Source organism: Rhizobium sp. S96, assembly GCF_030382195.1.
GTDB lineage: Bacteria > Pseudomonadota > Alphaproteobacteria > Rhizobiales > Rhizobiaceae > Rhizobium.
This window is the reverse complement of the sequence record NZ_JAUDRY010000004.1, coordinates 303,337-323,564: the sequence shown is the minus strand read 5'-3', so window position 1 is coordinate 323,564 and position 20,228 is coordinate 303,337. Positions and strand designations below refer to the sequence as shown.

General features: G+C 59.2%; 20 protein-coding genes and 1 tRNA gene. 18 read left to right on the top strand and 3 right to left on the bottom strand.

Going from position 1 to position 20,228, the window contains the following annotated elements; translation table 11 throughout:
* Window positions 1-173 precede the first annotated feature (173 nt).
* The 4 genes from QTL94_RS06435 (at window position 174) to QTL94_RS06420 (ending at window position 4,368) form a co-directional block, all read left to right on the top strand.
* Window positions 174-1,289, top strand: a complete 1,116-nt coding sequence (locus QTL94_RS06435; protein ID WP_289800945.1) for a Gfo/Idh/MocA family protein — start codon at window positions 174-176, stop codon at window positions 1,287-1,289.
* 84 nt (window positions 1,290-1,373) lie between these two features.
* Window positions 1,374-2,591 carry an NAD(P)/FAD-dependent oxidoreductase gene (locus QTL94_RS06430; protein ID WP_289800944.1) on the top strand — a complete coding sequence of 406 codons (1,218 nt, stop codon included), beginning with the start codon at window positions 1,374-1,376 and terminating at the stop codon, window positions 2,589-2,591.
* Between the two features lie 81 nt (window positions 2,592-2,672).
* Window positions 2,673-2,762: transfer RNA gene (locus tag QTL94_RS06425), tRNA-Ser, on the top strand.
* 571 nt (window positions 2,763-3,333) lie between these two features.
* On the top strand, window positions 3,334-4,368 hold the full coding sequence (locus tag QTL94_RS06420) for a porin (RefSeq protein WP_065689976.1): 1,035 nt from the start codon (window positions 3,334-3,336) through the stop codon (window positions 4,366-4,368).
* A 77-nt stretch (window positions 4,369-4,445) separates the two neighbouring features.
* On the opposite strand, the gene QTL94_RS06415 is transcribed toward QTL94_RS06420, so the two are convergent.
* Both QTL94_RS06415 and QTL94_RS06410 read right to left on the bottom strand, forming a co-directional pair.
* Complete coding sequence (locus QTL94_RS06415) at window positions 4,446-5,336, bottom strand: alpha/beta fold hydrolase (RefSeq protein WP_289800943.1); 891 nt, start codon at window positions 5,334-5,336, stop codon at window positions 4,446-4,448.
* Window positions 5,337-5,398: 62 nt separating this feature from the next.
* Entirely contained in the window at window positions 5,399-7,471 is a 2,073-nt protein-coding gene (locus tag QTL94_RS06410) for a lytic transglycosylase domain-containing protein (RefSeq protein ID WP_289800942.1), read from the bottom strand.
* Window positions 7,472-7,687: 216 nt separating this feature from the next.
* On the opposite strand from QTL94_RS06410, the gene dapA reads away from it, so the two are divergent.
* Window positions 7,688-8,572, top strand: coding sequence for a 4-hydroxy-tetrahydrodipicolinate synthase (gene dapA / locus QTL94_RS06405; RefSeq protein WP_289800941.1), 885 nt, complete (start codon window positions 7,688-7,690; stop codon window positions 8,570-8,572).
* Window positions 8,573-8,674: 102 nt separating this feature from the next.
* Window positions 8,675-9,154 carry an SsrA-binding protein SmpB gene (smpB, locus tag QTL94_RS06400; RefSeq protein WP_065690273.1) on the top strand — a complete coding sequence of 160 codons (480 nt, stop codon included), beginning with the start codon at window positions 8,675-8,677 and terminating at the stop codon, window positions 9,152-9,154.
* A gap of 60 nt (window positions 9,155-9,214) precedes the next feature.
* On the opposite strand, the gene QTL94_RS06395 is transcribed toward smpB, so the two are convergent.
* Window positions 9,215-9,796: a LabA-like NYN domain-containing protein gene (locus QTL94_RS06395; protein ID WP_065689980.1), complete on the bottom strand. Its 582-nt coding sequence runs from the start codon at window positions 9,794-9,796 to the stop codon at window positions 9,215-9,217.
* Window positions 9,797-10,086: 290 nt separating this feature from the next.
* On the opposite strand from QTL94_RS06395, the gene rpoZ reads away from it, so the two are divergent.
* The 12 genes from rpoZ (at window position 10,087) to QTL94_RS06335 (ending at window position 20,228) form a co-directional block, all read left to right on the top strand.
* Window positions 10,087-10,491, top strand: a complete 405-nt coding sequence (gene rpoZ / locus QTL94_RS06390) for a DNA-directed RNA polymerase subunit omega (RefSeq protein WP_065689981.1) — start codon at window positions 10,087-10,089, stop codon at window positions 10,489-10,491.
* 118 nt (window positions 10,492-10,609) lie between these two features.
* Window positions 10,610-12,853 (top strand): RelA/SpoT family protein, encoded by a 2,244-nt coding sequence (locus tag QTL94_RS06385; protein ID WP_289800940.1) that lies wholly within the window; start codon window positions 10,610-10,612, stop codon window positions 12,851-12,853.
* A 181-nt stretch (window positions 12,854-13,034) separates the two neighbouring features.
* Window positions 13,035-13,184 carry a DUF3563 family protein gene (locus QTL94_RS06380; RefSeq protein WP_065689983.1) on the top strand — a complete coding sequence of 50 codons (150 nt, stop codon included), beginning with the start codon at window positions 13,035-13,037 and terminating at the stop codon, window positions 13,182-13,184.
* 140 nt (window positions 13,185-13,324) lie between these two features.
* On the top strand, window positions 13,325-13,909 hold the full coding sequence (locus QTL94_RS06375; protein ID WP_065690274.1) for a DUF2062 domain-containing protein: 585 nt from the start codon (window positions 13,325-13,327) through the stop codon (window positions 13,907-13,909).
* A complete protein-coding gene (acpS, locus tag QTL94_RS06370; RefSeq protein WP_065689984.1) occupies window positions 13,906-14,310 on the top strand; it encodes a holo-ACP synthase in 405 nt (134 codons plus the stop codon). Before QTL94_RS06375 ends, acpS begins: the two co-directional genes overlap by 4 nt.
* A gap of 115 nt (window positions 14,311-14,425) precedes the next feature.
* Window positions 14,426-15,169: a signal peptidase I gene (gene lepB / locus QTL94_RS06365; RefSeq protein WP_065689985.1), complete on the top strand. Its 744-nt coding sequence runs from the start codon at window positions 14,426-14,428 to the stop codon at window positions 15,167-15,169.
* On the top strand, window positions 15,166-15,885 hold the full coding sequence (gene rnc, locus QTL94_RS06360) for a ribonuclease III (protein ID WP_065689986.1): 720 nt from the start codon (window positions 15,166-15,168) through the stop codon (window positions 15,883-15,885). The genes lepB and rnc overlap by 4 nt, the downstream gene beginning before the upstream one ends.
* 8 nt (window positions 15,886-15,893) lie before the next feature.
* Window positions 15,894-16,832, top strand: coding sequence for a GTPase Era (gene era / locus QTL94_RS06355; protein ID WP_065689987.1), 939 nt, complete (start codon window positions 15,894-15,896; stop codon window positions 16,830-16,832).
* Window positions 16,833-16,964: 132 nt separating this feature from the next.
* Entirely contained in the window at window positions 16,965-17,717 is a 753-nt protein-coding gene (locus tag QTL94_RS06350; RefSeq protein WP_065689988.1) for a Crp/Fnr family transcriptional regulator, read from the top strand.
* 191 nt (window positions 17,718-17,908) lie between these two features.
* Window positions 17,909-18,301: a response regulator gene (locus tag QTL94_RS06345; protein ID WP_342587877.1), complete on the top strand. Its 393-nt coding sequence runs from the start codon at window positions 17,909-17,911 to the stop codon at window positions 18,299-18,301.
* Window positions 18,302-18,368: 67 nt separating this feature from the next.
* The gene (gene recO, locus QTL94_RS06340; RefSeq protein ID WP_065689990.1) at window positions 18,369-19,130 is read left to right on the top strand and encodes a DNA repair protein RecO; all 762 of its coding nucleotides are present in this window, start codon (window positions 18,369-18,371) and stop codon (window positions 19,128-19,130) included.
* A gap of 102 nt (window positions 19,131-19,232) precedes the next feature.
* Window positions 19,233-20,228, top strand: coding sequence for an aldo/keto reductase (locus QTL94_RS06335; protein ID WP_289800939.1), 996 nt, complete (start codon window positions 19,233-19,235; stop codon window positions 20,226-20,228).

The following is a 20,228-nucleotide window of genomic DNA, read 5'->3' as shown; positions in this document are numbered from 1 at the left end:
ATTCCAGTTTCAGACCATAGATGATTTCGAGCATCCGGCCTATTTGTTTTTTATAATTAAAAAATGAAGCGAATACATATTGTTAGGCCATTTCGGAGGCGCGGGGACTGATCAGGTCATCTTGTCAAAATGATTCAACCATTCCAAAATCCAATCCGGAGAGGGAGGAGATCATGAAATCACTGGGCGTCGGCCTGATCGGCACAGGTTATATGGGCAAGTGCCATGCGCTTGCATGGAATGCAGTGAAGACGGTGTTCGGCGATGTCGAGCGCCCGCGGCTGGTGCATCTTGCCGAAGCGAACGCGGATCTGGCGGCGGCCCGCGCCGCTGAATTCGGCTTCGCGAAGGCGACAGCGGATTGGCGGGCACTGATTGCCGATCCCGACGTCGATGTCGTCTCCGTCACCACGCCCAATCAGTTTCATCCCGAAATGGCGATAGCAGCGCTCGAAGCGGGCAAGCATGTCTGGTGCGAAAAGCCGATGGCGCCGTCCTATGTCGATGCCGAGCGCATGGAAAAGGCGGCTAGGAGCGCAGGCAAGGTTGCCGTTCTCGGCTACAACTACATCCAGAACCCTCTCATGCGGCATATAAAGACGCTGATCGGCGAGGGCGCGATCGGCAGCGTCAATCACATCCGAGTCGAGATGGATGAGGACTTCATGGCCGATCCGCACGCCTTCTTCTATTGGAAGAGCGAATTGGCGGCCGGCTATGGCGCGCTCGATGACTTCGCCGTGCATCCGCTGTCGTTGCTCTGGTATCTCTTCGGCCATGTCGAGGCCGTCATAACGGATATGGTCAAGCCCTATGCCGATCGGCCGTCAAAGGATGGTGGCCGCCGTCCCGTCGAAAATCACGATGCGGCCAGCGTGCTGATGCGTCTTGGCGGCGGCATTTCCGGCGTGCTGATGGCGAACCGTGCCGCCTGGGGCCGCAAGGGCAGGATCGCCCTGCAGATTTTCGGATCGAAGGGGGCGATCGTGTTCGACCAGGAACGCATGAACGAATTCGAGCTTTATCAGGCCGATGGCCGCGGTGCCGAGCAGGGGTTTCGCAAGATCCTGGCGGCACCCGCTCATCATCCTTATGATCGCTTCATTCCGGCACCGGGCCATGGGCTCGGCTTCAACGACCTGAAGATCATCGAGTGCCGCGAACTCATTCGTGCGATTTCCGGTGAGCCGTCGTCCCTTGTCACATTCGAAGACGGTCTCAGGATAGAAAGGTCGGTTCATGCCATGGCACAGTCGTTCCACGAGCGCCGCTGGGTCGAGATAGGCTAAAGGCAGATCCGCCGCGGTTGACGACGCAAAGACCACCGGATAGGCCTTTGCGGAACGCGCAAAATGCAGAGCGGGAGTACGACAGTGACGGACAGACTGGTGATCATCGGCGCGGGTCAGGCAGGTTTTGCGCTCGCGGCTAAACTGCGCGCTCTCAAGGATACGCGCCCCATCACCATCATCGGTGCTGAAGACGCGTTGCCCTACCAGCGACCGCCGCTGACCAAGAAGTATCTGCTCGGCGAGATGAGTTTCGATCGCCTGCTGTTCCGTCCGGAGCATTGGTATGCCGACAATGATGTCGAGATTCGGGTGTCCACCTGGGCCGAGCAGATCAAGCGCGATTCGAAGCAGGTGATCCTGCAGGACGGCTCGGTGCTTGATTACGGAACGCTCGCGCTGACGACCGGCTCGACGCCACGCGGTCTGCCGGCGGCGATCGGCGGCGATCTCGACGGCGTTTATGTTGCCCGAGACAAGCGCGATGCCGATCTGCTCGCCGAGGAAATGCGCCCGGGTCGTCGCGTCCTTATTATAGGCGGCGGTTATATCGGCCTCGAAGCGGCGGCAGTTGCCCGTCATCGCGGCCTCGAGGTCACCGTCATCGAGATGGCAGATCGAATCCTCCAGCGCGTCGCTGCCAAGGAGACTGCCGATATCATGCGCGTGATTCACGAGGCGCACGATGTTGTTATTCGCGAAAAGACCGGCTTGAAGCATTTGATCGGCCGCGACGGCAAGCTCGTCGGCGCCGAACTTTCCGATGGTTCGACGATCGATATCGATTTCGCGATTGTTGGCATCGGCGTTGTCCCGAACGATCAGCTGGCCAAGGAAGCCGGTCTCGAAGTGACGAACGGCATTGTCGTCGATGAGTTCGCGCGAACCTCCGATCCGTCGATCTTCGCGGCCGGCGATTGCGCGGTGCTTCCGTGGCAGGGTGGCCGCATCCGACTCGAATCGGTACAGAATGCCGTGGACCAGGCCGAAGCTGCGGCCGCGATCATCGCCGGTGGCAACGCGCCGTATGAACCGAAACCATGGTTCTGGTCGGATCAATATGACGTCAAGCTGCAGATTGCCGGCTTCAATCTCGGCTATGACGAGACGCTACTTCGCCCGGGCGCACGAGAAGGCGCGCATTCGATCTGGTACTTCAAGAGTGGCACTTTCATTGCCGTCGATGCGATCAACGACGCCAAGGCTTATGTAACCGGCAAGAGGCTGCTCGAATCGGGCATCAACCCCGACAAGGCCATCCTTGCCGACGGATCGGCGGATCTGAAGCAATTGCTGGCTTAGAGGTAAGCCGGCTTTTCTTCCGGGACAAAGCCGAAAAAGCGCTTGCGTCCCCCAGCGAATGACTCTATCAGGCTCTCGACCGGAGAGGTGGCCGAGTGGTCGAAGGCGCTCCCCTGCTAAGGGAGTATACCCGGAAGGGTATCGTGGGTTCGAATCCCATCTTCTCCGCCATCATCCTTAGATCTTCCTTCACGTTCAGATTTGTCCGCGCAAATGCACCGGCCCTGCCGTTGCCATTCGTGCGCCATCGCATCTCGATGTGCGACTTCTCTCCCGGGAAGTAGAATCGCTTCTGGAATCACTTCGCCGACGCACGATGATTCTGTGGCGCCGATCTCCACCGAGCCGCTCTATTCATATGACAGGGTGCTGTCGACGCGGCAGTTGAAATGCCCGAATCCGACGGGAAGCGGGTGCCAATGTGGCACATCCCGCGTGTTTTCCACCGCGCCGGCATGTTCTAAACTCCCGCAAAATCAGCGCTTTCTTAATGAAGTATAAAGAAACGGCCGGGGCGGGTGCCGCATTTGTGACCTTTCAGCAACAGCGCATGGGGAAGGCTGTCGTAAATCCTCCAAACGGACAAGTTGGTGATTGCGTGACAGGCGCGGTCGAGTATTTTCAATCTCGGAAGCAAGGGCGGTTGATCGTCCGACTTCTTGAAACATGGGGATGGGGCAGGGAACGCTGCTCTAACGGCGAAAAACCCAGACCCGATCGAAACTTTGAATTGGAGGTCAATATGAACATCAAGAGCCTTCTTCTCGGCTCCGCTGCTGCTCTTGCAGTAGTTTCCGGTGCTCAGGCTGCTGACGCTGTTGTTGCTGCCGAGCCGGAACCCGTAGAATACGTTCGCGTTTGCGACGCATACGGCACTGGCTACTTCTACATCCCGGGCACGGAAACCTGCCTGAAGATCGAAGGTTACATCCGTACGGAAGCTCGCTTCGGCCGTGACAAGTCTGGCACGTCTGACTGGGACTTCTGGACCCGCGGTAACGTTCAGTTCACGGCTAAGAGCGACACCGAGTACGGCCCGCTCACCGGCGTTATCGTTCTGCAGGCTGATGCTGAAAACGCTTCGGACCAGAACACCTACCTCGACTCCGCTTACCTGGACGTCGCCGGCTTCCGCGCTGGTCTGTTCTACAGCTGGTGGGACGACGGTCTGAGCGGCGAAACGGACTCGCTGGCTTCTGACTCGACGCTGCACAACTCCTTCCGTTATCAGTACACGAACGGTGACTTCTACGCTGGTCTGTCTGTTGACGAACTGGAAGACGCGATCCACACCGCTATGGGCGAAAACGCCAACGACGTTGGTATCGCTGCTGCCATCGGTGGCAAGGCTGGCGCATTCAGCTACCAGCTGGTCGGCGGTTACGACACCGACACCGAAGAAGGTGCAATCCGCGGTATGGGTACGGTCGCTATCGGCCCCGGCACCCTCGGCCTCGCAGCTGCTTGGGCATCTGGCCCGAACGCTTACTTCGAAGAGTCTGAGTGGACTGTTGCTGCTGAATACGCAATTCAGGCAACCGACAAGCTTAAGCTGACGCCTGCTGTTCAGTACTTCGCGAACTACAAGAACGGCGACAGCGCAGCTACCGTTACGGACTTCTCGGATGTTGACATCTGGAAGGCTGGTCTGACGGTTGACTACCAGATCGTAGAAAACTTCTACGCTAAGGCTTCGCTGCAGTGGCAGGACCACACCAGCGCATCTGAAGACGACGATAACTTCTCTGGTTACTTCCGTCTGCAGCGCGCATTCTAATCTGATCTGACTTCGGTCAATCAGGGAAGCCCGGCTCTCGAGCCGGGCTTTTGCGTTATGGCGCATGCGTTGGGCTCTCAAATCTCGTTCAAGAGCTGGCGAATGCAGCTAAGCGCCGGTTCACTGTGGAGTAGGGGCGGATGTCCTTGGCCGGGTGCGACCACGACCCTTAAACCGGGATGCCGCATGGTCATCTCGGCCGCGGCCGCTTCGGCAAGCAGTTCTGAATTCTCGCCGCGAATGACCATGAGTGGGCGTTCACCAAACGCTTCGAAGTGTCGCCAAAGAGTTGGCAATGGTTTGCTGAAGTCGATTGATGTCAGTTGCTTAGCGATCGCGGGGTCGGCGTCGGCAGCAAGCCTGCCGTCAACCTCACGATAGATCGCGGCCGCCATGTCTTCCCAATCCTGGTCTCCAAGGACGGAGAAGTGCGCGCCGTGCCGGCGCTTGAGCATTGCCACGGCTTCCGCCCGATTTTGCGGAGAGGTGCCATCGTTCAGATCGTCGCGAATCCTCATGAGGCCCTTGGCCTCGATTTCCGGGCCGATATCGTTGAGTATGGCAGCCGCAAGCAGCTCCGGCCGCATCTCGGCAAGAAAATGAAGGATCAGGCCGCCGCGTGAGGTGCCGACGAAAACGGCCTTTTCGATGCCGAAGTAATCGCAAGCCGCCAGGACGTCCTGCGCCTCCGTGCGAACGTTATAGTTTTCCGTCTTCTCATCCCAGTCGGACAATCCGCGCCCGCGATAGTCGAGCGAGATGACGCGCCTCGGTGCGGTGTCGTCCTGCGAAAGGATCACAGCAAGCTGATGGAAGTCGCGGGAATTGCGCGTCAATCCGGGGAGGCAGATGACGGGAAGCCGCGACGCCGCCCGTGGGCCGGGATCGTAGTCGCGCAGATGAAGGCTTAGCCCATCCTCGGAACGGTAGGTTCGGTCAACAAAGGCATTTCCGTCTGCATCGTTCATGCGCGCGCTCCTCGTCGTTACGAGGAGAGACTAGCGCCTTGCGCAATATTGGCAAACGCGCCTTAGGACGAGCGCCCGCTGATAAGGTCGCGTTCGATATCGGCTGGTTGGTCGAGCCGCGCCTTGTAGACCTCGTAATTCTCCATCACGCGCTGAACGTAGTTGCGCGTTTCGGGGAAGGGGATGCGCTCAATCCAGTCGACGACCGCATCGATCGATTTGCCGCGCGGATCGCCGTAGCGTTCGATCCATTCGGGCACCCGCTTCGGTCCGGCGTTGTAGGCGATGAAGGTCATGATATAGGAGCCGCCGAAGGCATCGATCTGTTCGCCAAGATAGTGCGCGCCGAGCGTCGCATTGTAGCTCGGATCCGCCGTCAGCTTGTCCTTCGAGTAGGCGATGTTGTGCCGCTGAGCGACCGCCTTCGCTGTTCCCGGCAGAATTTGCAGCAGCCCGCGGGCATCGGCTGCGGAAACAGCTGCCGGATTGAACGCACTTTCCTGTCGTGCGATCGCATACGCGAGCGCCTTGCCGGAGCCCGAGATATTGGCATTCCCGGGGATGACGCCAAGCGGAAAGGCCAGCGCGGCAACATCGACGCCGCGCGAATAGGCGATCTTGCCGATCTGCAGCGACAAGTGATGATCACCCGAGCGCTCGGCCTGGGCGCTGAGAATCGCGAGCTCACCCGGGCTTTGCAGCTGGTCCGCCAGCGCCAGGTAGAGACCGTTCGCCCGCCAGCCATGGCCGGCGGCATCAAGGCGCGCGATCGCCTGAACGGCTTCGCGGGATAGATAGCGTTGCCGATCAGCCGGGGTCGGCGAGGGATAGCTGACATTCAGCATCTTGCGCCCGAGCTTCTCGCCGGCCAGCTGGCCATAGAAAGTCGTCGGGTAGCTGGCGGCCTTGGCGTAGTATTCGCCGGATTTTCCCGGCCCGCCGGCCTCGGCCGCACGTCCCATCCAGTACCATGCCCGCGACACGGATATCGGGCCGTTCGAGAAACCGAGAATCTTGCGGAAGTGGTTTTGGGCAGCTGTCGCGTCCTGCAGTCCACGCAGCGCATACCAGCCAGCGTGGAACTCGGCTTCCACGATGTCGGTCGGCGTGGTGGCGGCATAGTTGGAAACGATGCCGTAGGCGGCCTTGAACTGACCCTGATCGACCAGTCCGCGGCTGATGATCCGCTGCTCGTTCCACCATTCGCCGGCGTTGACCAATGCGTCGCGGTCGCGCGGCATCTGCTGCAGGAGCTTGGCAGCCTCCGGGTACTTCTCCTGGCGGCGCAGATATTCGATCCGCGCGAAGAGATAGCCCGGATCGCCGTTCCACTTGCTGTCGACGCCAGCGAGCAGTGCCCCGGCATTGGGCGCCTTGTTGATGACCGCGGCCCACGCGTTGTAAAGCGACTGAGCCTGTCCCATGTCGCCGAAGCGCTTTGCCTGCGCTGCGCGGTTGCGGTACATCAGATATTCCATCCGGGCCCGGTGGTCGGCTACCGCCAGTAGGCCGGAGAATTCCGCGAGAATCTTGTCTTCGGTCGCCTTGTCCAGGCCTTCGCCTCGCCAGACCTTGCGCACATATTGCCCAGCCTGGGCCTGCTTTCCGGTCGCGACCAGCGCGCGCGACAGGATCATTGCGCCAGCTGTGGTCTCCGGCGCGGTCTCGCCAAAGGCGGCAAGCACGGCGCTCGGTGCAGGGTTCTCATCATAAAGCGCGCGCTCGGAATAGGCGCGCAGCTTGGCGAGGCCCGGCCAGCCTTGCAGTTCCTGCGCCGCCGCAGCGATTTCGACGGAAGGCACGCCCTTTTGCCCTGACATCGCGATCGCCCAGGTCAGGATATGGCGATCCAGCGTTCCGCGCGTCATGCCGTCGCGAATGACAAGAGCCTGGGTGGGGTTCTTTGCGGTGAGGGCGTCGAGACCTGTCTTGAGGTCGCTGTTGACAGGCGCAACTGTCTGGCTGCGAGGGATCGCGCCAGTCATGATCGATTCCGGCATGGCCGTCTGGGGCACGAAGCCGATCGGCTTCACGTCGGGAACCGGGATGTCCTCGCTCGGAAGTGGCGACGCGACGCTGCTCCAAGCGGCAGCCGTCAGGCCGAGGGCGGAGAGGATCATGACAGCTCTCTTCATACGGGGTACTCGCAATGAAAACACGTCGCTCCATTTGGTGGGACGCATATTAACGAAACCTTACCGAAGCGGTTAAATTTCATTCACATTTGCTATCGGAATTTGCTCCAAACCGACCTCTGCGCGCTTGTCGCAGCGTTTTCGCCGCACTATGGTGCGCTCCTCATAGTCATGGAATGCGGCCGAAGCATGGATTGCGGTCGTAAGGAGTTCTGCATGTTCCAGGGATCCATTCCCGCACTCGTCACACCCTTCACTGATGCCGGACAGGTGGACGAAGCTTCGTTCGCCGCGCATGTCGAATGGCAGATCAAGGAAGGCAGCAGCGGTCTCGTTCCCGTCGGGACGACTGGTGAATCGCCGACGCTGTCGCATGCCGAGCACAAACGGGTGGTGGAACTTTGCATCGAGGCAGCCGCAAATCGCGTTCCCGTGATGGCCGGCGCCGGATCCAACAACACCCGCGAAGCGATCGAACTCGCGCAGCACGCCGAAAAGGCAGGCGCGGCAGCCGTTCTGGTCGTTACGCCCTACTACAACAAGCCGACGCAGAAGGGCTTGTTTGCGCACTTTTCCTCTATCGCAGATAGCATCAAGCTGCCGATCTATATCTACAACATCCCCGGCCGTTCGGTTGTCGACATGACGCCGGAGACGATGGGGGCGCTTGCCAAGGCGCACTCGAACATCGTCGGCGTCAAGGACGCGACGGGCAAGATCGAGCGCGTCTCCGAGCAGCGCATCACCTGCGGCAACGCCTTCCGGCAGCTGTCCGGTGAAGATGCGACCGCTCTCGGCTTCAATGCCCATGGTGGCGTCGGCTGTATTTCGGTCACCGCCAATGTTGCGCCGCGCCTCTGTGCGGAGTTCCAGGCGGCAACGCTCGCCGGCGATTATGCCAAGGCGCTAGAGTATCAGGACCGCCTGATGCCGCTGCACAAGGCGATTTTCATGGAGCCAGGTCTCTGTGGCGCCAAGTACGGCCTGTCCAAGCTTGGGCGGATGAGCCGCAATGTGCGGTCGCCGCTGATGTCGACGCTCGAGCCCGGCACGGAATCGGCAATCGACGCGGCGATGCGCCACGCCGGTCTGCTGAACTGATCAAGCCGATCGCGGTCTTCACAACACGCAGCCGCACCCTTAGATATTAGAGCGAGAAGCGTGGGCGCGGTTGTCGCGCCCCCTGAGCAATTGGATTTTGTCATGGCCCCTAAAGGCAGCCAGCGCGTCGTCAATAAGATCGTGGCCGAAAACCGCAAGGCACGCTTCAACTACGAGATCATCGACACCTACGAGGCCGGGCTCGTGCTCATGGGCACCGAGGTCAAGTCGTTGCGCGAGGGCAAGGCCAATATCGCGGAATCCTACGCCTCCGACGAAGGCGGCGAAATCTGGCTGATCAACTCCTACCTGCCGGAATACCTGCAGGCCAACCGCTTCAACCATGAGCCGCGTCGCCGCCGCAAGTTGTTGCTGTCAAGCCGGGAGATCAATCGTCTCCGCGCCGGTATCAATCGCGAAGGCATGACGCTCGTTCCGCTGAAAATCTACTTCAACGATCGCGGTCGTGCGAAAATGGAGCTCGCCCTCGCTAAGGGCAAGAAACTTCACGACAAGCGCGAGTCGGAAAAAGAGCGCGATTGGAACCGCCAGAAGAGCAGATTGCTCAAGGACAACGGTTAACGCGGGCGACCCGAAGGCGATCGTCGCCACTCGGGTCTCACCAATCCATCCCACCTTTTTTCAGGCTTCGAAATCGCTGGATGCGGTGGTTTCCGCGACGCGCGGCGGCCGTTCGGACGGGTCGCGGCCGATTTCGCTTTTCAGCGACAGCAGGTCGATGAAGTGGTCGGCCTGGCGCCGCAGATCGTCGGCGATCATTGGCGGCTGTGTTGCCATCGTCGAGATGATCGAGACCTTGCGGCCCCGGCGCTGCAGCGCTTCGACAAGCGTCGTAAAATCGCCGTCGCCGGAAAAGATCACCAGATGGTCGACGGTCTCGGATTGCTCCATGGCATCGATTGCAAGCTCGATATCCATGTTGCCCTTGATCTTGCGGCGGCCCATGGAGTCCGTGAATTCCTTGGCGGGCTTCGTCACGACCTTGTAGCCGTTGTAGTCGAGCCAGTCGATCAACGGACGAATGGACGAATATTCCTGATCTTCGATTAGGGCTGTGTAATAGTAGGCGCGGAGCAGATAGCCGCGCTTCTGAAATGCTTTCAACAGTTTGCGATAGTCGATATCAAAGCCCAAACTCTTTGAAGCGGCGTAGAGATTGGCGCCATCGATGAAAAGAGCAATTTTTTCGCGTGGGTCAAACATCGCGTACCAATCCACTTTGAGCAATCGAAAATGTCTTCTTAAAAATCCCATAAAAGCAATGGGTTATGTGGAAGACCAGAACAATTCTTAATTTACGAACTATTCATATAAGAAAGATTTAGGGCACGAATCGGGATATTCCAAGCAACTATTGGTGGAAATTCAGCATTCTCTTTCAAAATGGAAGCTTTATGAGGCGGCAAAGGGATTTTCACGAAAAACTTGAATTCGCCCGCTTTTAATTGTATCGCGATCCTTAATCCCGAGATCACGACCGCAAAGGACAGGCAATGGCCCGTGTCACCGTTGAAGACTGCATTGACAAAGTTGAGAACCGCTTCGAGCTGGTTCTGCTCGCCAGCCACCGCGCACGGCTGATTTCCCAGGGCGCGTCGATCACCATCGATCGCGACAATGACAAGAACCCCGTCGTGGCTCTTCGCGAGATCGCCGACGAAATGCTGTCGCCCGACGATCTGAAGGAAGATCTGATCCACTCGCTGCAGAAGCACGTAGAAGTCGATGAGCCCGAGCCCGATCCGGCAAGCCTCATCGCTGCAAACGCCGCGGCTGCTGTCGAAGGCGAAGAGCAGGACGATCTGCCTGAGACGGTTACTTTTGACCAGATGTCGGAAGAAGAGCTTCTGGCTGGTATCGAAGGTCTTGTGCCGCCAGAAAAGAGCGACGATTACTAAGAGAGCGGCGATTACCAATCGTCAATCTTGCTTCAATAATGCTTCGGCATATGATTGATTGTCATGTGCGCCAATCCATGATTGGCGCGCTTTTCTTTTGTGATGGAGTGGCTTCGGGATGATGCGGCAGTACGAGCTCGTGGAGCGGGTTCAGAAATATAAGCCCGATGCCAACGAAGCTCTGCTGAACAAAGCCTATGTCTACGCCATGCAGAAGCATGGCCAGCAGAAGCGCGCCAGCGGCGACCCCTATATTTCCCATCCGCTCGAAGTCGCCGCCATTCTCACCGACATGCATCTCGACGAGTCGACGATCGCCGTGGCGCTGCTGCATGACACGATCGAGGACACGACGGCGACGCGCGCCGAGATCGACGAATTGTTCGGCGAGGACATCGGCCGCCTCGTCGAAGGCCTGACGAAGATCAAGAAGCTCGATCTCGTCACGAAGAAGGCCAAGCAGGCCGAAAATCTGCGCAAGCTGCTGCTTGCCATCTCCGACGACGTTCGCGTGCTCCTGGTGAAGCTGGCGGATCGCCTGCACAACATGCGCACGCTTGACCATATGTCGCCGGAAAAACGCGCCCGCATTTCCGAAGAGACGATGGATATCTACGCGCCGCTGGCCGGCCGCATGGGTATGCAGGATATGCGCGAGGAGCTGGAAGATCTCTCTTTCCGTCATATCAATCCCGAGGCCTACGAAACGGTCACGAAACGGCTCGAGGAGCTGTCTCGGCGTAACGAAGGACTGGTGAAGAAGATTGAGACCGAGTTGCGGGATCTCCTCGTCGCCAGCGGCTTGACGAATGCCTATGTGAAGGGGCGCCAGAAAAAGGCCTACTCGGTGTTCCGCAAGATGCAGTCGAAGTCGCTGTCCTTCGAACAGCTCTCGGACGTCTACGGCTTCCGGATCATCGTCGATGATATTCCTGCCTGCTATCGGGCGCTCGGAATCGTTCACACCCGCTGGCGCGTGGTGCCCGGGCGGTTCAAGGACTACATCTCCACGCCGAAGCAGAACGACTACCGATCGCTGCATACCACTATCGTCGGCCCGTCCAGCCAGCGTATCGAGCTGCAGATCCGCACCAAGCGCATGCATGAGATCGCCGAATTCGGCATTGCCGCGCATACGCTTTACAAGGATGGCGCATCGAACGCCGACGGCGATATCCTCTCGCGTGAATCCAATGCCTATTCCTGGCTGCGGCACACCATCGAAGCACTGGCGGAAGGCGATAGCCCGGAAGAGTTTCTGGAGCACACCAAGCTCGAGCTTTTCCAGGATCAGGTTTTCTGCTTCACGCCGAAAGGTAAGCTGATTGCTCTGCCGCGCGGCGCCACGCCGATCGATTTCGCCTACGCCGTTCACACGAACATCGGCGATACGACCGTCGGCGCCAAGATCAACGGTCGCATCATGCCGCTGGTCACCCGCCTTGCGAATGGCGACGAGGTCGAGATCATCCGTTCCGGCGTGCAGGTGCCGCCCGCCGCCTGGGAGGAGATCGTTGTAACAGGCAAGGCGCGCGCTGCCATCCGGCGCGCCACGCGCATGGCGATCCGCAAGCAGTATGCGGGACTTGGCCACCGCATTCTCGAGCGTACGTTTGACCGCGCCGGCAAGATATTCTCGCGTGAGGCGATGAAGCCTGCGCTCCACCGTCTCGGCCAGAAGGATGTCGAGGATGCCATCGCAGCCGTCGGGCGTGGCGAAATGTCCTCCCTTGATGTCCTGCGCGCGGTTTATCCCGATCATCAGGAAGAGCGCGTGACGGCAAAGCCGACCGGCGATGATGGCTGGTTCAACGTCCGCAGCGCGTCCGGCATGATTTTCAAGATCCCCGGCAAGGCGAAGGCAGGCGAGGGGGTGACGGCGCTGGAAGCAGCAATCGACGCCGACTCGGTGCCGATCCGCGGTATCTCCAGCAATGTCGACGTACAGTTCGCGCCGACCGGTGCCGTGCCTGGCGATCGTATCGTCGGGATCATGAACACCACGGAAGACGCGAAAGCCATCACGATCTATCCGATCCAGTCGCCGATTCTGCAGCGCTTCGATGAGCAGCCCGATCGCTGGATCGATGTGCGTTGGGATCTGGACGAGGCGAATAAGTCCCGCTTCATGGCGCGCGTCATGATCAATGCGCTGAACGAGCCCGGCACGCTTGCCAAGCTCGCGCAGACCGTCGCCGGTGTTGATGTGAACATTCGCGTCCTGAACACGATCCGTGTTGCGGCCGACTTCACGGAAATGACGCTGGATGTCGAAGTTTGGGATCTTCGCCAGCTGAATCAATTGCTTGCGCAGCTTTCCGACCTCGAGTGCGTTGCGACCGTCCGACGTCTCTACGAGTAGGGAATAGGGCGCTTTCGGTGCCCTTGCACATTTTGTGATCGTTTTAAGACCGAAAACGTACAGATAAGAGGCTAGCCATGCGCATGACGCATGGCTGACTTTGACTTACAGCGTTGGTAATCGCGGTCGACAGCGCCTATCTTCTGGTCATCGGAAAATGAAACGAAGATGAGGCAAGCAAATGTTTACACCGATCAAGAAGTTCGCCCGTGCCCTGCGCGCTCCGAGCGCTGAAGACCGCGAATTGGCATATCTGAACGGCTCGTTTGACCGTATTGATCTGGAATATCGCCAGCGTCAGGTTGACCGTGGTCTGTTCCGTACCCGCTAATATCGGGTCTATACTTGAAGAATGTAAGGGGCGCATCTCATGCCGCGCCCTGGTGAATACTCAGTCGGCGCTAATCAAATAATGACTGAGGTGGTTTGACGCTCTTGTCATGCCCGTGCGCCTTGCACTACATACGCGCCATGTTGTTCCGACGTCGAAGACCTGCTGGATTTCGTGAAAAGTTGCGTGAGCTGCTGTGGCCGCGCAAGGGTTTTATGCGGCCAGCGCGATATCTTGTAATGCGTGTTTTGAGGCTGAGAGCCTCGCCGCATGCTGTTGCCATGGGCGTGGCGGCCGGAATATTCGTCTCCTGGACACCGTTCATTGGCGTCCACTTTGTGATGGCGTTCATCCTTAGCTATCTGTTCGCAGGAAACATGGTGGCCGCGGCACTTGGTTGCGCGGCCTTTGGAAACCCGCTGACCTATCCCTTCATCTGGGGGACGACCTGGGAAATCGGCCATCTGCTGTTGAGCCGCAAGGACACTATGAACGGCCAATCGGTCGACCTTGCTGCCCTGTTCCACGAGCTCCATTTCACCGAGCTCTGGCGGCCTGTTCTCGAGCCAATGCTCGTTGGCTCTATTCCCCCCGCACTTCTGTCGTCTGTCGTCATCTATTTCGCGACCTTCTACACCGTCAAAGGGTTTCAGAGCCGCCGCCGCACGCGCCTGCTTGAGCGCGCTCGCCTGCGAATGGCAGAACCCGTTCAGGAAACCGTATGATCATCGGTATCGGCAGCGACCTCATTGACATCCGCCGTGTCGAGAAGTCCATCGAGCGATTTGGCGAGCGCTTCACCAACCGGTGCTTCACCGAGATTGAGCGCGCGAAATCCGATCGGCGTGCCAATCGCGCCGCTTCCTATGCCAAGCGCTTCGCCGCCAAGGAGGCCTGCTCCAAGGCGCTGGGCACGGGCATCGCACAAGGTGTCTTCTGGAAGGATATGGGCGTTGTCAATTTGCCGAGCGGCAAGCCGACGATGGTCCTAACCGGCGGGGCAGGGGAGATCCTGCAGGCCATGTTGCCGCAGGGGCATCGCGCCGCCATTCATTTGACAATTACGGATGATTATCCCCTTGCTCAGGCTTTCGTCATCATAGAGGCCCTGCCGGTGAGCGCGTGATCAGCGACCAGTCGTCGCTTTTAATGTTCGCGCCATTGCCGCAATCGGTCGAAGCCGCTACAGAGAACCAAATAAAAGTTGCGCCTGTGAAGGTGCCCTGAAGGAACAAAACTGCGTGTCCGAAAAAGTTGAAACCAAGCCGAATGCCCTCTGGGAAAACATCAAGGTCATCGTTCAGGCGTTGATTTTGGCCATGGTGATCCGCACGGTGTTCTTTCAGCCGTTCACTATCCCTTCCGGCTCGATGATGCCGACATTGCTTGTCGGCGACTACATCTTCGTCAACAAGTTCGCTTACGGCTATTCGAAGTACTCGCTGCCGTTCTCTCCGAACCTGTTCAGCGGACGCATCTTCGCCAGCGAACCCAAGCGCGGTGACATCGTCGTGTTCCGCTTCCCGCCGAATCCTGAGATTGACTATATCAAGCGTCTGGTCGGCCTGCCGGGCGATCACATTCAGGTGACGGAAGGCGTGCTCTATGTGAACGGCAAGCCTGTTCCGAAGGTGCCGGACGGTACGTTCAATTCGGACTACGCGCAGGATCCTGGCCAGGACGTGCCGGTGTTCCGCGAAACGCTCGACAATGGCGTCAGCTACGACACGCTCGACCAGTCGCCGGTTTCTCGTGGTGACAACACCCGCGAGTTCATCGTCCCCGAAGGTCATTACTTCATGATGGGCGACAACCGTGACAACTCGCTCGACAGCCGCTTCGACGTCGGTTTCGTTCCGGCGGAAAATCTTGTCGGCCGCGCCAGCGTCATCTTCTTCTCGCTCGGCAACGACACGTCCTTCCGTGAAATCTGGAAGTGGCCAGCCAACATGCGTTGGGACCGCCTGTTTAAGGGCGTTGAATGAGCAAGGCGCAGACGCTCTCGACGGCGGACCGAACGAGGCTGGAAGCGCTTATCGGTCACGAGTTCGCCCAGAAGGAGCGCCTTGATCGGGCACTGACGCATGCCAGTGCCCGTACTCAAAAAGGTGCCAACTACGAACGCTTGGAATTTCTCGGCGACAGGGTGCTTGGGCTCTGTGTCGCCGAATTGCTTTTCCGCACCTTCGGAGCGGCGGCGGAAGGCGAACTGTCTGTCCGCCTGAACCAGCTTGTCAGCGCCGAGATGTGTGCTGAGGTTGCCGACGAGCTCGGGCTTCATCTGTTCATCCGCACCGGCGCCGATGTGAAGAAGCTCACCGGCAAGCGGATGATGAATGTGCGCGCCGACGTGGTCGAAAGTCTGATTGCAGCCGTCTATCTCGACGGTGGCCTTGAGGTGGCGCGGCGTTTCATCCTGAAATACTGGGAAAAGCGCGCCGTTCGGGCCGATGGCGCCCGCCGCGACGCCAAGACGGAATTGCAGGAATGGTCGCACGCCAAATTCGGCGTGACGCCAAACTACCGGGTTGAAGAACGCACCGGACCGGATCATGATCCGCGCTTTACGGTGACCGTCGAAGTTGCCGGCGTGAAGCCGGAAACAGGTGTCGAGCGCTCCAAGCGTGCCGCCGAACAGGTGGCCGCCACGAAGATGCTTGAACGCGAAGGAATTTGGCAGAAATCAGCTGCCGGAAATTGACAGGGACAATGACCGAAGAACACGATATCGCGGATAGCGCCGCAGAACCAGCTGGCCCGACGCATTCCGGCTTCGTCGCCCTGATCGGGCCGACGAACGCCGGTAAATCGACGCTGCTTAATCGCCTGGTCGGCGCCAAGGTGTCGATCGTCAGCCACAAGGTGCAGACCACGCGCGCCGTCGTTCGCGGCATTGCCATCCATGACAATGCCCAGATCGTCTTCATGGATACACCCGGTATCTTCAAGCCGCGCCGCCGCCTTGACCGCGCAATGGTGACATCCGCCTGGGGCGGTGCCAAGGATGCCGACGTTATCATGCTGCTCATCGACAGCGAACGCGGGCTTCGCGGCGATGCCGAGGCGATCCTGGAGGGTCTCAAGGACGTTCCGCAGCGCAAGATCCTGGTTCTCAACAAGATCGATCGCGTCCGGCGCGAGGACCTTCTCGCGCTGGCGTCTGCCGCGAACGAGAAGATCGCATTCGACCAGACGTTTATGATCTCGGCCGAGAATGGCTCCGGTTGCGATGACGTGATGGACTATCTGGCAAGGACCCTGCCAGAAGGTCCCTGGTACTACCCCGAAGATCAGATCTCCGATCTGCCCATGCGCCAGCTGGCAGCGGAAATCACCCGCGAAAAGCTGTTCCTTCGCCTGCATCAGGAGCTGCCCTATTCCTCGCATGTCGAGACGGAAAAGTGGGAAGAGCGCAAGGATGGCTCGGTTCGCATCGAGCAGGTGATCTACGTCGAGCGCGATAGCCAGAAGAAGATCGCGCTCGGCAAGGGCGGCGAGACGATCAAGGCTATTTCTTCCGCCTCACGCCGGGAGCTTTCCGAAATTCTCGAGCAGCCGGTCCATCTGTTCCTGTTCGTCAAGGTCCGCGAGAACTGGGGCGACGACCCCGAGCGGTTCCGCGAAATGGGTCTGGATTTCCCGCACTGACAGACTGGCGGGTGCCTGCCCGCCGCTGCAATCCCTTGGTTGTTGAGGGACCTGTGGAACGAAGTGCTGCGCCGCGTGTTTAAGAGAGCGGCGCTGCCTTGTTGGGGCGCCGTCTCGGGGCACCTGATAGGCATGGCGACAATAAAACCTACTCATTCGTTTAAGACACCCTGTGAGCGCTGTCCGTTGCGCGCTCTGTCGCATTTCAGGGAATTCACCCGTGAAGAGATCGAGTTCGTCGCGAAGTTCAAGACGGGTGAACTGGCCGCGGATGCCGGTGCCACGATCCTGGTGGAGGGTGCCCATAGCGCGCATCTCTATACCGTCCTCTCAGGCTGGGGGTTTCGCTACAAGGCGCTTGAAGATGGACGTCGCCAGATCCTGAACTACGTGATGCCCGGCGATCTGATCGGCCTTCAGGGGACGATCATGGGCGAGATGCAACATTCCGTAGAGGCTCTGTCGCCGATCTCGCTCTGCGTGTTCGAGCGCGACAAGCTGATGACGCTTTACGGCAACCATCCGTCGTTGGCGTTCGACATTACCTGGATGGCCGCGCAAGAGGAGCGAATGCTCGACGAGCATCTCCTCAGCATAGGCCGCCGCACCGCAATCGAGCGATCCGCCTATCTGATTGCTTTTTTGTTTCAGCGGGCGAGGCAATTGAAATTGTTCAATGGCCACAATGCGATACCCATTACGCAGCAACACGTTGCCGATACACTCGGTCTTTCCATAGTTCATACCAACAAGACATTGAAAAAGCTCGCGAAACAGGGATTGATCCGCTGGCAGGAGCGCACCTGCGAAGTGCTGGACGGCGATGCGCTGGCTGAGGTCGCGGGCTGGGAAGGATTGGACGAAAGACACCGGCCCTTCCTGTAAAGCACCCGCCGGTATGTCATATTTAAATGCAATTTTTCGGCTCTAGACCTATCCTCATCGTTCTGCCGATTTCCTCCTTATCGACCGGGACGGAAAAAACGGCTATGCAAGCAGGGATGGCATGTGCTGTCCGGCCAATGAGATGGGGCGTCAGGATTGAATAAGTGGGCCAAAGACAGGATGCGCAACACATGTGGCGCTCACCCAAGGACCTATGCACCATGAAGGCGGGTCGTGTTCTGCTTCTGGAAGACAGCCTGATCATTGCAATGGAAGCCGAGGATATTCTTCGGACCGTTGGCGTGGAGACTGTCAGCATTTTCAGCAGCCTTGACCCGGCGATGGAAGCGGTCAGGGCCGAGCGCTATGATTTTGCGCTGCTGGACGTCAATCTCGGCGAAGTCATGAGCTTTGATTTCGCCCGCTATCTCGCCGGCGCCAATATTCCCTTCGGCTTTGTCAGCGGCTATTCCGACACGGAAGATTTTCCTGAAGACCTCAGGGACATGCCGTTGCTGGTGAAGCCCTTCGACGAGACCGGGATGCGCACATTTCTCCAGCGGTTTTTCCTGCCCGAGATCTGAGCCCATTTCATGACAGACCGGCCCCGTTCCGCTAGAATGGAATCGCGGGCTTGAGGTTCAGTTTTCGATGCAGTGGCAGGATCGAGCGATCATTCTTGGTGTCAAACGCCACGGCGAGACAAGCGTCATCGTCGAGGTGATGACGCGCGAGCGCGGGCGCCATCTCGGCATGGTGCGTTCCGGCCGCTCGCGAGCGATGCAGCCCGTCCTGCAGCCCGGCAATGAAGTGGATGCGACGTGGCGTGCGCGCCTTGACGAGCACCTCGGCGAGTTCCGCATCGAACCTTTGACATTGCGTGCAGCGCGGCTGATGGAAACCGCGACCGCCGTTTACGGTGTCCAGGCAATGGGTGCGCTTCTGCGCCTTCTGCCCGAACGGGATCCGCACCCGCATCTGTTCGAGGCGTTGGAGGTCATTCTCGAGAATCTCCATAACCCGGTCGATGCTGGCGAACTGTTTGTGCGTTTCGAACTGGCCGTCCTGAACGATCTCGGCTTCGGTCTGGACCTTGCCGAATGTGCGGCAACGGGCGCCCGATCCGATCTTGCCTATGTCTCGCCGAAGTCGGGGAGAGCAGTCAGCCGCAGTGCCGGCGCCCCATGGGCCGACAAGATGTTTGCCTTGCCGCCGTTTCTCAGCGTCGAGCAAAGCCGCGCAGCCGATTTGGAAAGCCTGGCCGAAGCGTTCAGGCTGACTGGCTTCTTTCTCCACCGCCATGTCTATGAACCTCGCGGGATGGAGGTGGGCGCCGCGCGCGAAGGCTTCGTTCAGGCGGCGTTGAAGGCTCTGAAGGAGCCTGCACGAGCGGCTGGCGATCTGTCTGCCTGACCGCTGTTTTTCACGGCTGCAAAACATCCTGCAATTTCCAGGCCTTTACCGGTGTGGCCGGCCCACTTATCTGCGACAGGAATTTCGCGGAGGAGATAGGCGATGCTGACGAAGCCGGATTTGGACACTACGATCAAGCTCTGGAACGGGCGCGACATACCGAGGCTGGGCATGGGCTGCTGGGCGATCGGCGGTCCTTTTTACGCTGGCGATACGCCGCTCGGATGGGGTGACGTCGACGACAATGAGTCGATTGCGGCGATCGACCGCGCCGTGGCGCTCGGCATCAGTTTTTTCGACACGGCGTCGAACTACGGGGCAGGGCATTCCGAAGAGATTGTCGGTCGTGCGATCGGCAATCGGGATGACATCATCATCGCCACCAAGTTCGGCTTTGCCACCGATGAGGCGACCAAGCAGGCGACCGGCGCATTTGCGGATCCCGCATTCATCCGCCAATCCGTGGAAACATCGCTGCGACGGCTGAGACGCGAGCGCATCGATCTCCTGCAGTTTCACCTGAACGATTTTCCGTTGGCGCAATCCGACGAGGTTTTCGAAACGTTGGGCCTCCTGCGGGAAACAGGCAAGATCGACGCTTTCGGCTGGAGCACCGACTACGCTGATCGTGCCGCCCGACATGCCCAGCGCCCCGGTTTCGTCTCTGTGCAGCACACGATGAACGTCTTCGAGCCGGCGGACGAGATTGTCTCGGTCATCGAGCGACATGGGCTGCTGTCGATCAATCGTGGTCCCCTGGCCATGGGGCTGCTGAGCGGCAAATTTGCCGCAGATACGGCTGTGGGCCCGAAGGATGTGCGCGGCGCGAGCCTGGAGTGGATGGTCTATTTCAAGGATGGCCGCATTGCGCCCGAGTTTGCCGCGCGCCTGGATGCTGTGCGCGATCTGCTGATGTCGGGCGGCAGGACGTTGACGCAAGGCGCGTTGGCGTGGCTGTGGGCGCGGTCGTCCCGGACGTTTCCGATCCCGGGTTTTCGCACGGTCGCACAGGTCGAGGAAAACGCCGGCGCATTGGACAAGGGCGCCTTGCCCAATGAGGTGATGCGCGAGATCGACGAGGTGCTTGGGCGGGCCTGA

Bases quoted from the DNA above. Each gene is read 5' to 3' on its own strand.
- QTL94_RS06435 (WP_289800945.1), top strand. From the start codon at position 174: ATGAAATCACTGGGCGTCGGCCTGATCGGCACAGGTTATATGGGCAAG.
- QTL94_RS06420 (WP_065689976.1), top strand. From the start codon at position 3,334: ATGAACATCAAGAGCCTTCTTCTCGGCTCCGCTGCTGCTCTTGCAGTA.
- QTL94_RS06415 (WP_289800943.1), bottom strand. From the start codon at position 5,336: ATGAACGATGCAGACGGAAATGCCTTTGTTGACCGAACCTACCGTTCC.
- QTL94_RS06410 (WP_289800942.1), bottom strand. From the start codon at position 7,471: ATGAAGAGAGCTGTCATGATCCTCTCCGCCCTCGGCCTGACGGCTGCC.
- dapA (WP_289800941.1), top strand. From the start codon at position 7,688: ATGTTCCAGGGATCCATTCCCGCACTCGTCACACCCTTCACTGATGCC.
- smpB (WP_065690273.1), top strand. From the start codon at position 8,675: ATGGCCCCTAAAGGCAGCCAGCGCGTCGTCAATAAGATCGTGGCCGAA.
- QTL94_RS06395 (WP_065689980.1), bottom strand. From the start codon at position 9,796: ATGTTTGACCCACGCGAAAAAATTGCTCTTTTCATCGATGGCGCCAAT.
- rpoZ (WP_065689981.1), top strand. From the start codon at position 10,087: ATGGCCCGTGTCACCGTTGAAGACTGCATTGACAAAGTTGAGAACCGC.
- QTL94_RS06385 (WP_289800940.1), top strand. From the start codon at position 10,610: ATGATGCGGCAGTACGAGCTCGTGGAGCGGGTTCAGAAATATAAGCCC.
- QTL94_RS06380 (WP_065689983.1), top strand. From the start codon at position 13,035: ATGTTTACACCGATCAAGAAGTTCGCCCGTGCCCTGCGCGCTCCGAGC.
- QTL94_RS06375 (WP_065690274.1), top strand. From the start codon at position 13,325: ATGTTGTTCCGACGTCGAAGACCTGCTGGATTTCGTGAAAAGTTGCGT.
- acpS (WP_065689984.1), top strand. From the start codon at position 13,906: ATGATCATCGGTATCGGCAGCGACCTCATTGACATCCGCCGTGTCGAG.
- rnc (WP_065689986.1), top strand. From the start codon at position 15,166: ATGAGCAAGGCGCAGACGCTCTCGACGGCGGACCGAACGAGGCTGGAA.
- era (WP_065689987.1), top strand. From the start codon at position 15,894: ATGACCGAAGAACACGATATCGCGGATAGCGCCGCAGAACCAGCTGGC.
- QTL94_RS06350 (WP_065689988.1), top strand. From the start codon at position 16,965: ATGGCGACAATAAAACCTACTCATTCGTTTAAGACACCCTGTGAGCGC.
- QTL94_RS06345 (WP_342587877.1), top strand. From the start codon at position 17,909: ATGTGGCGCTCACCCAAGGACCTATGCACCATGAAGGCGGGTCGTGTT.
- recO (WP_065689990.1), top strand. From the start codon at position 18,369: ATGCAGTGGCAGGATCGAGCGATCATTCTTGGTGTCAAACGCCACGGC.
- QTL94_RS06335 (WP_289800939.1), top strand. From the start codon at position 19,233: ATGCTGACGAAGCCGGATTTGGACACTACGATCAAGCTCTGGAACGGG.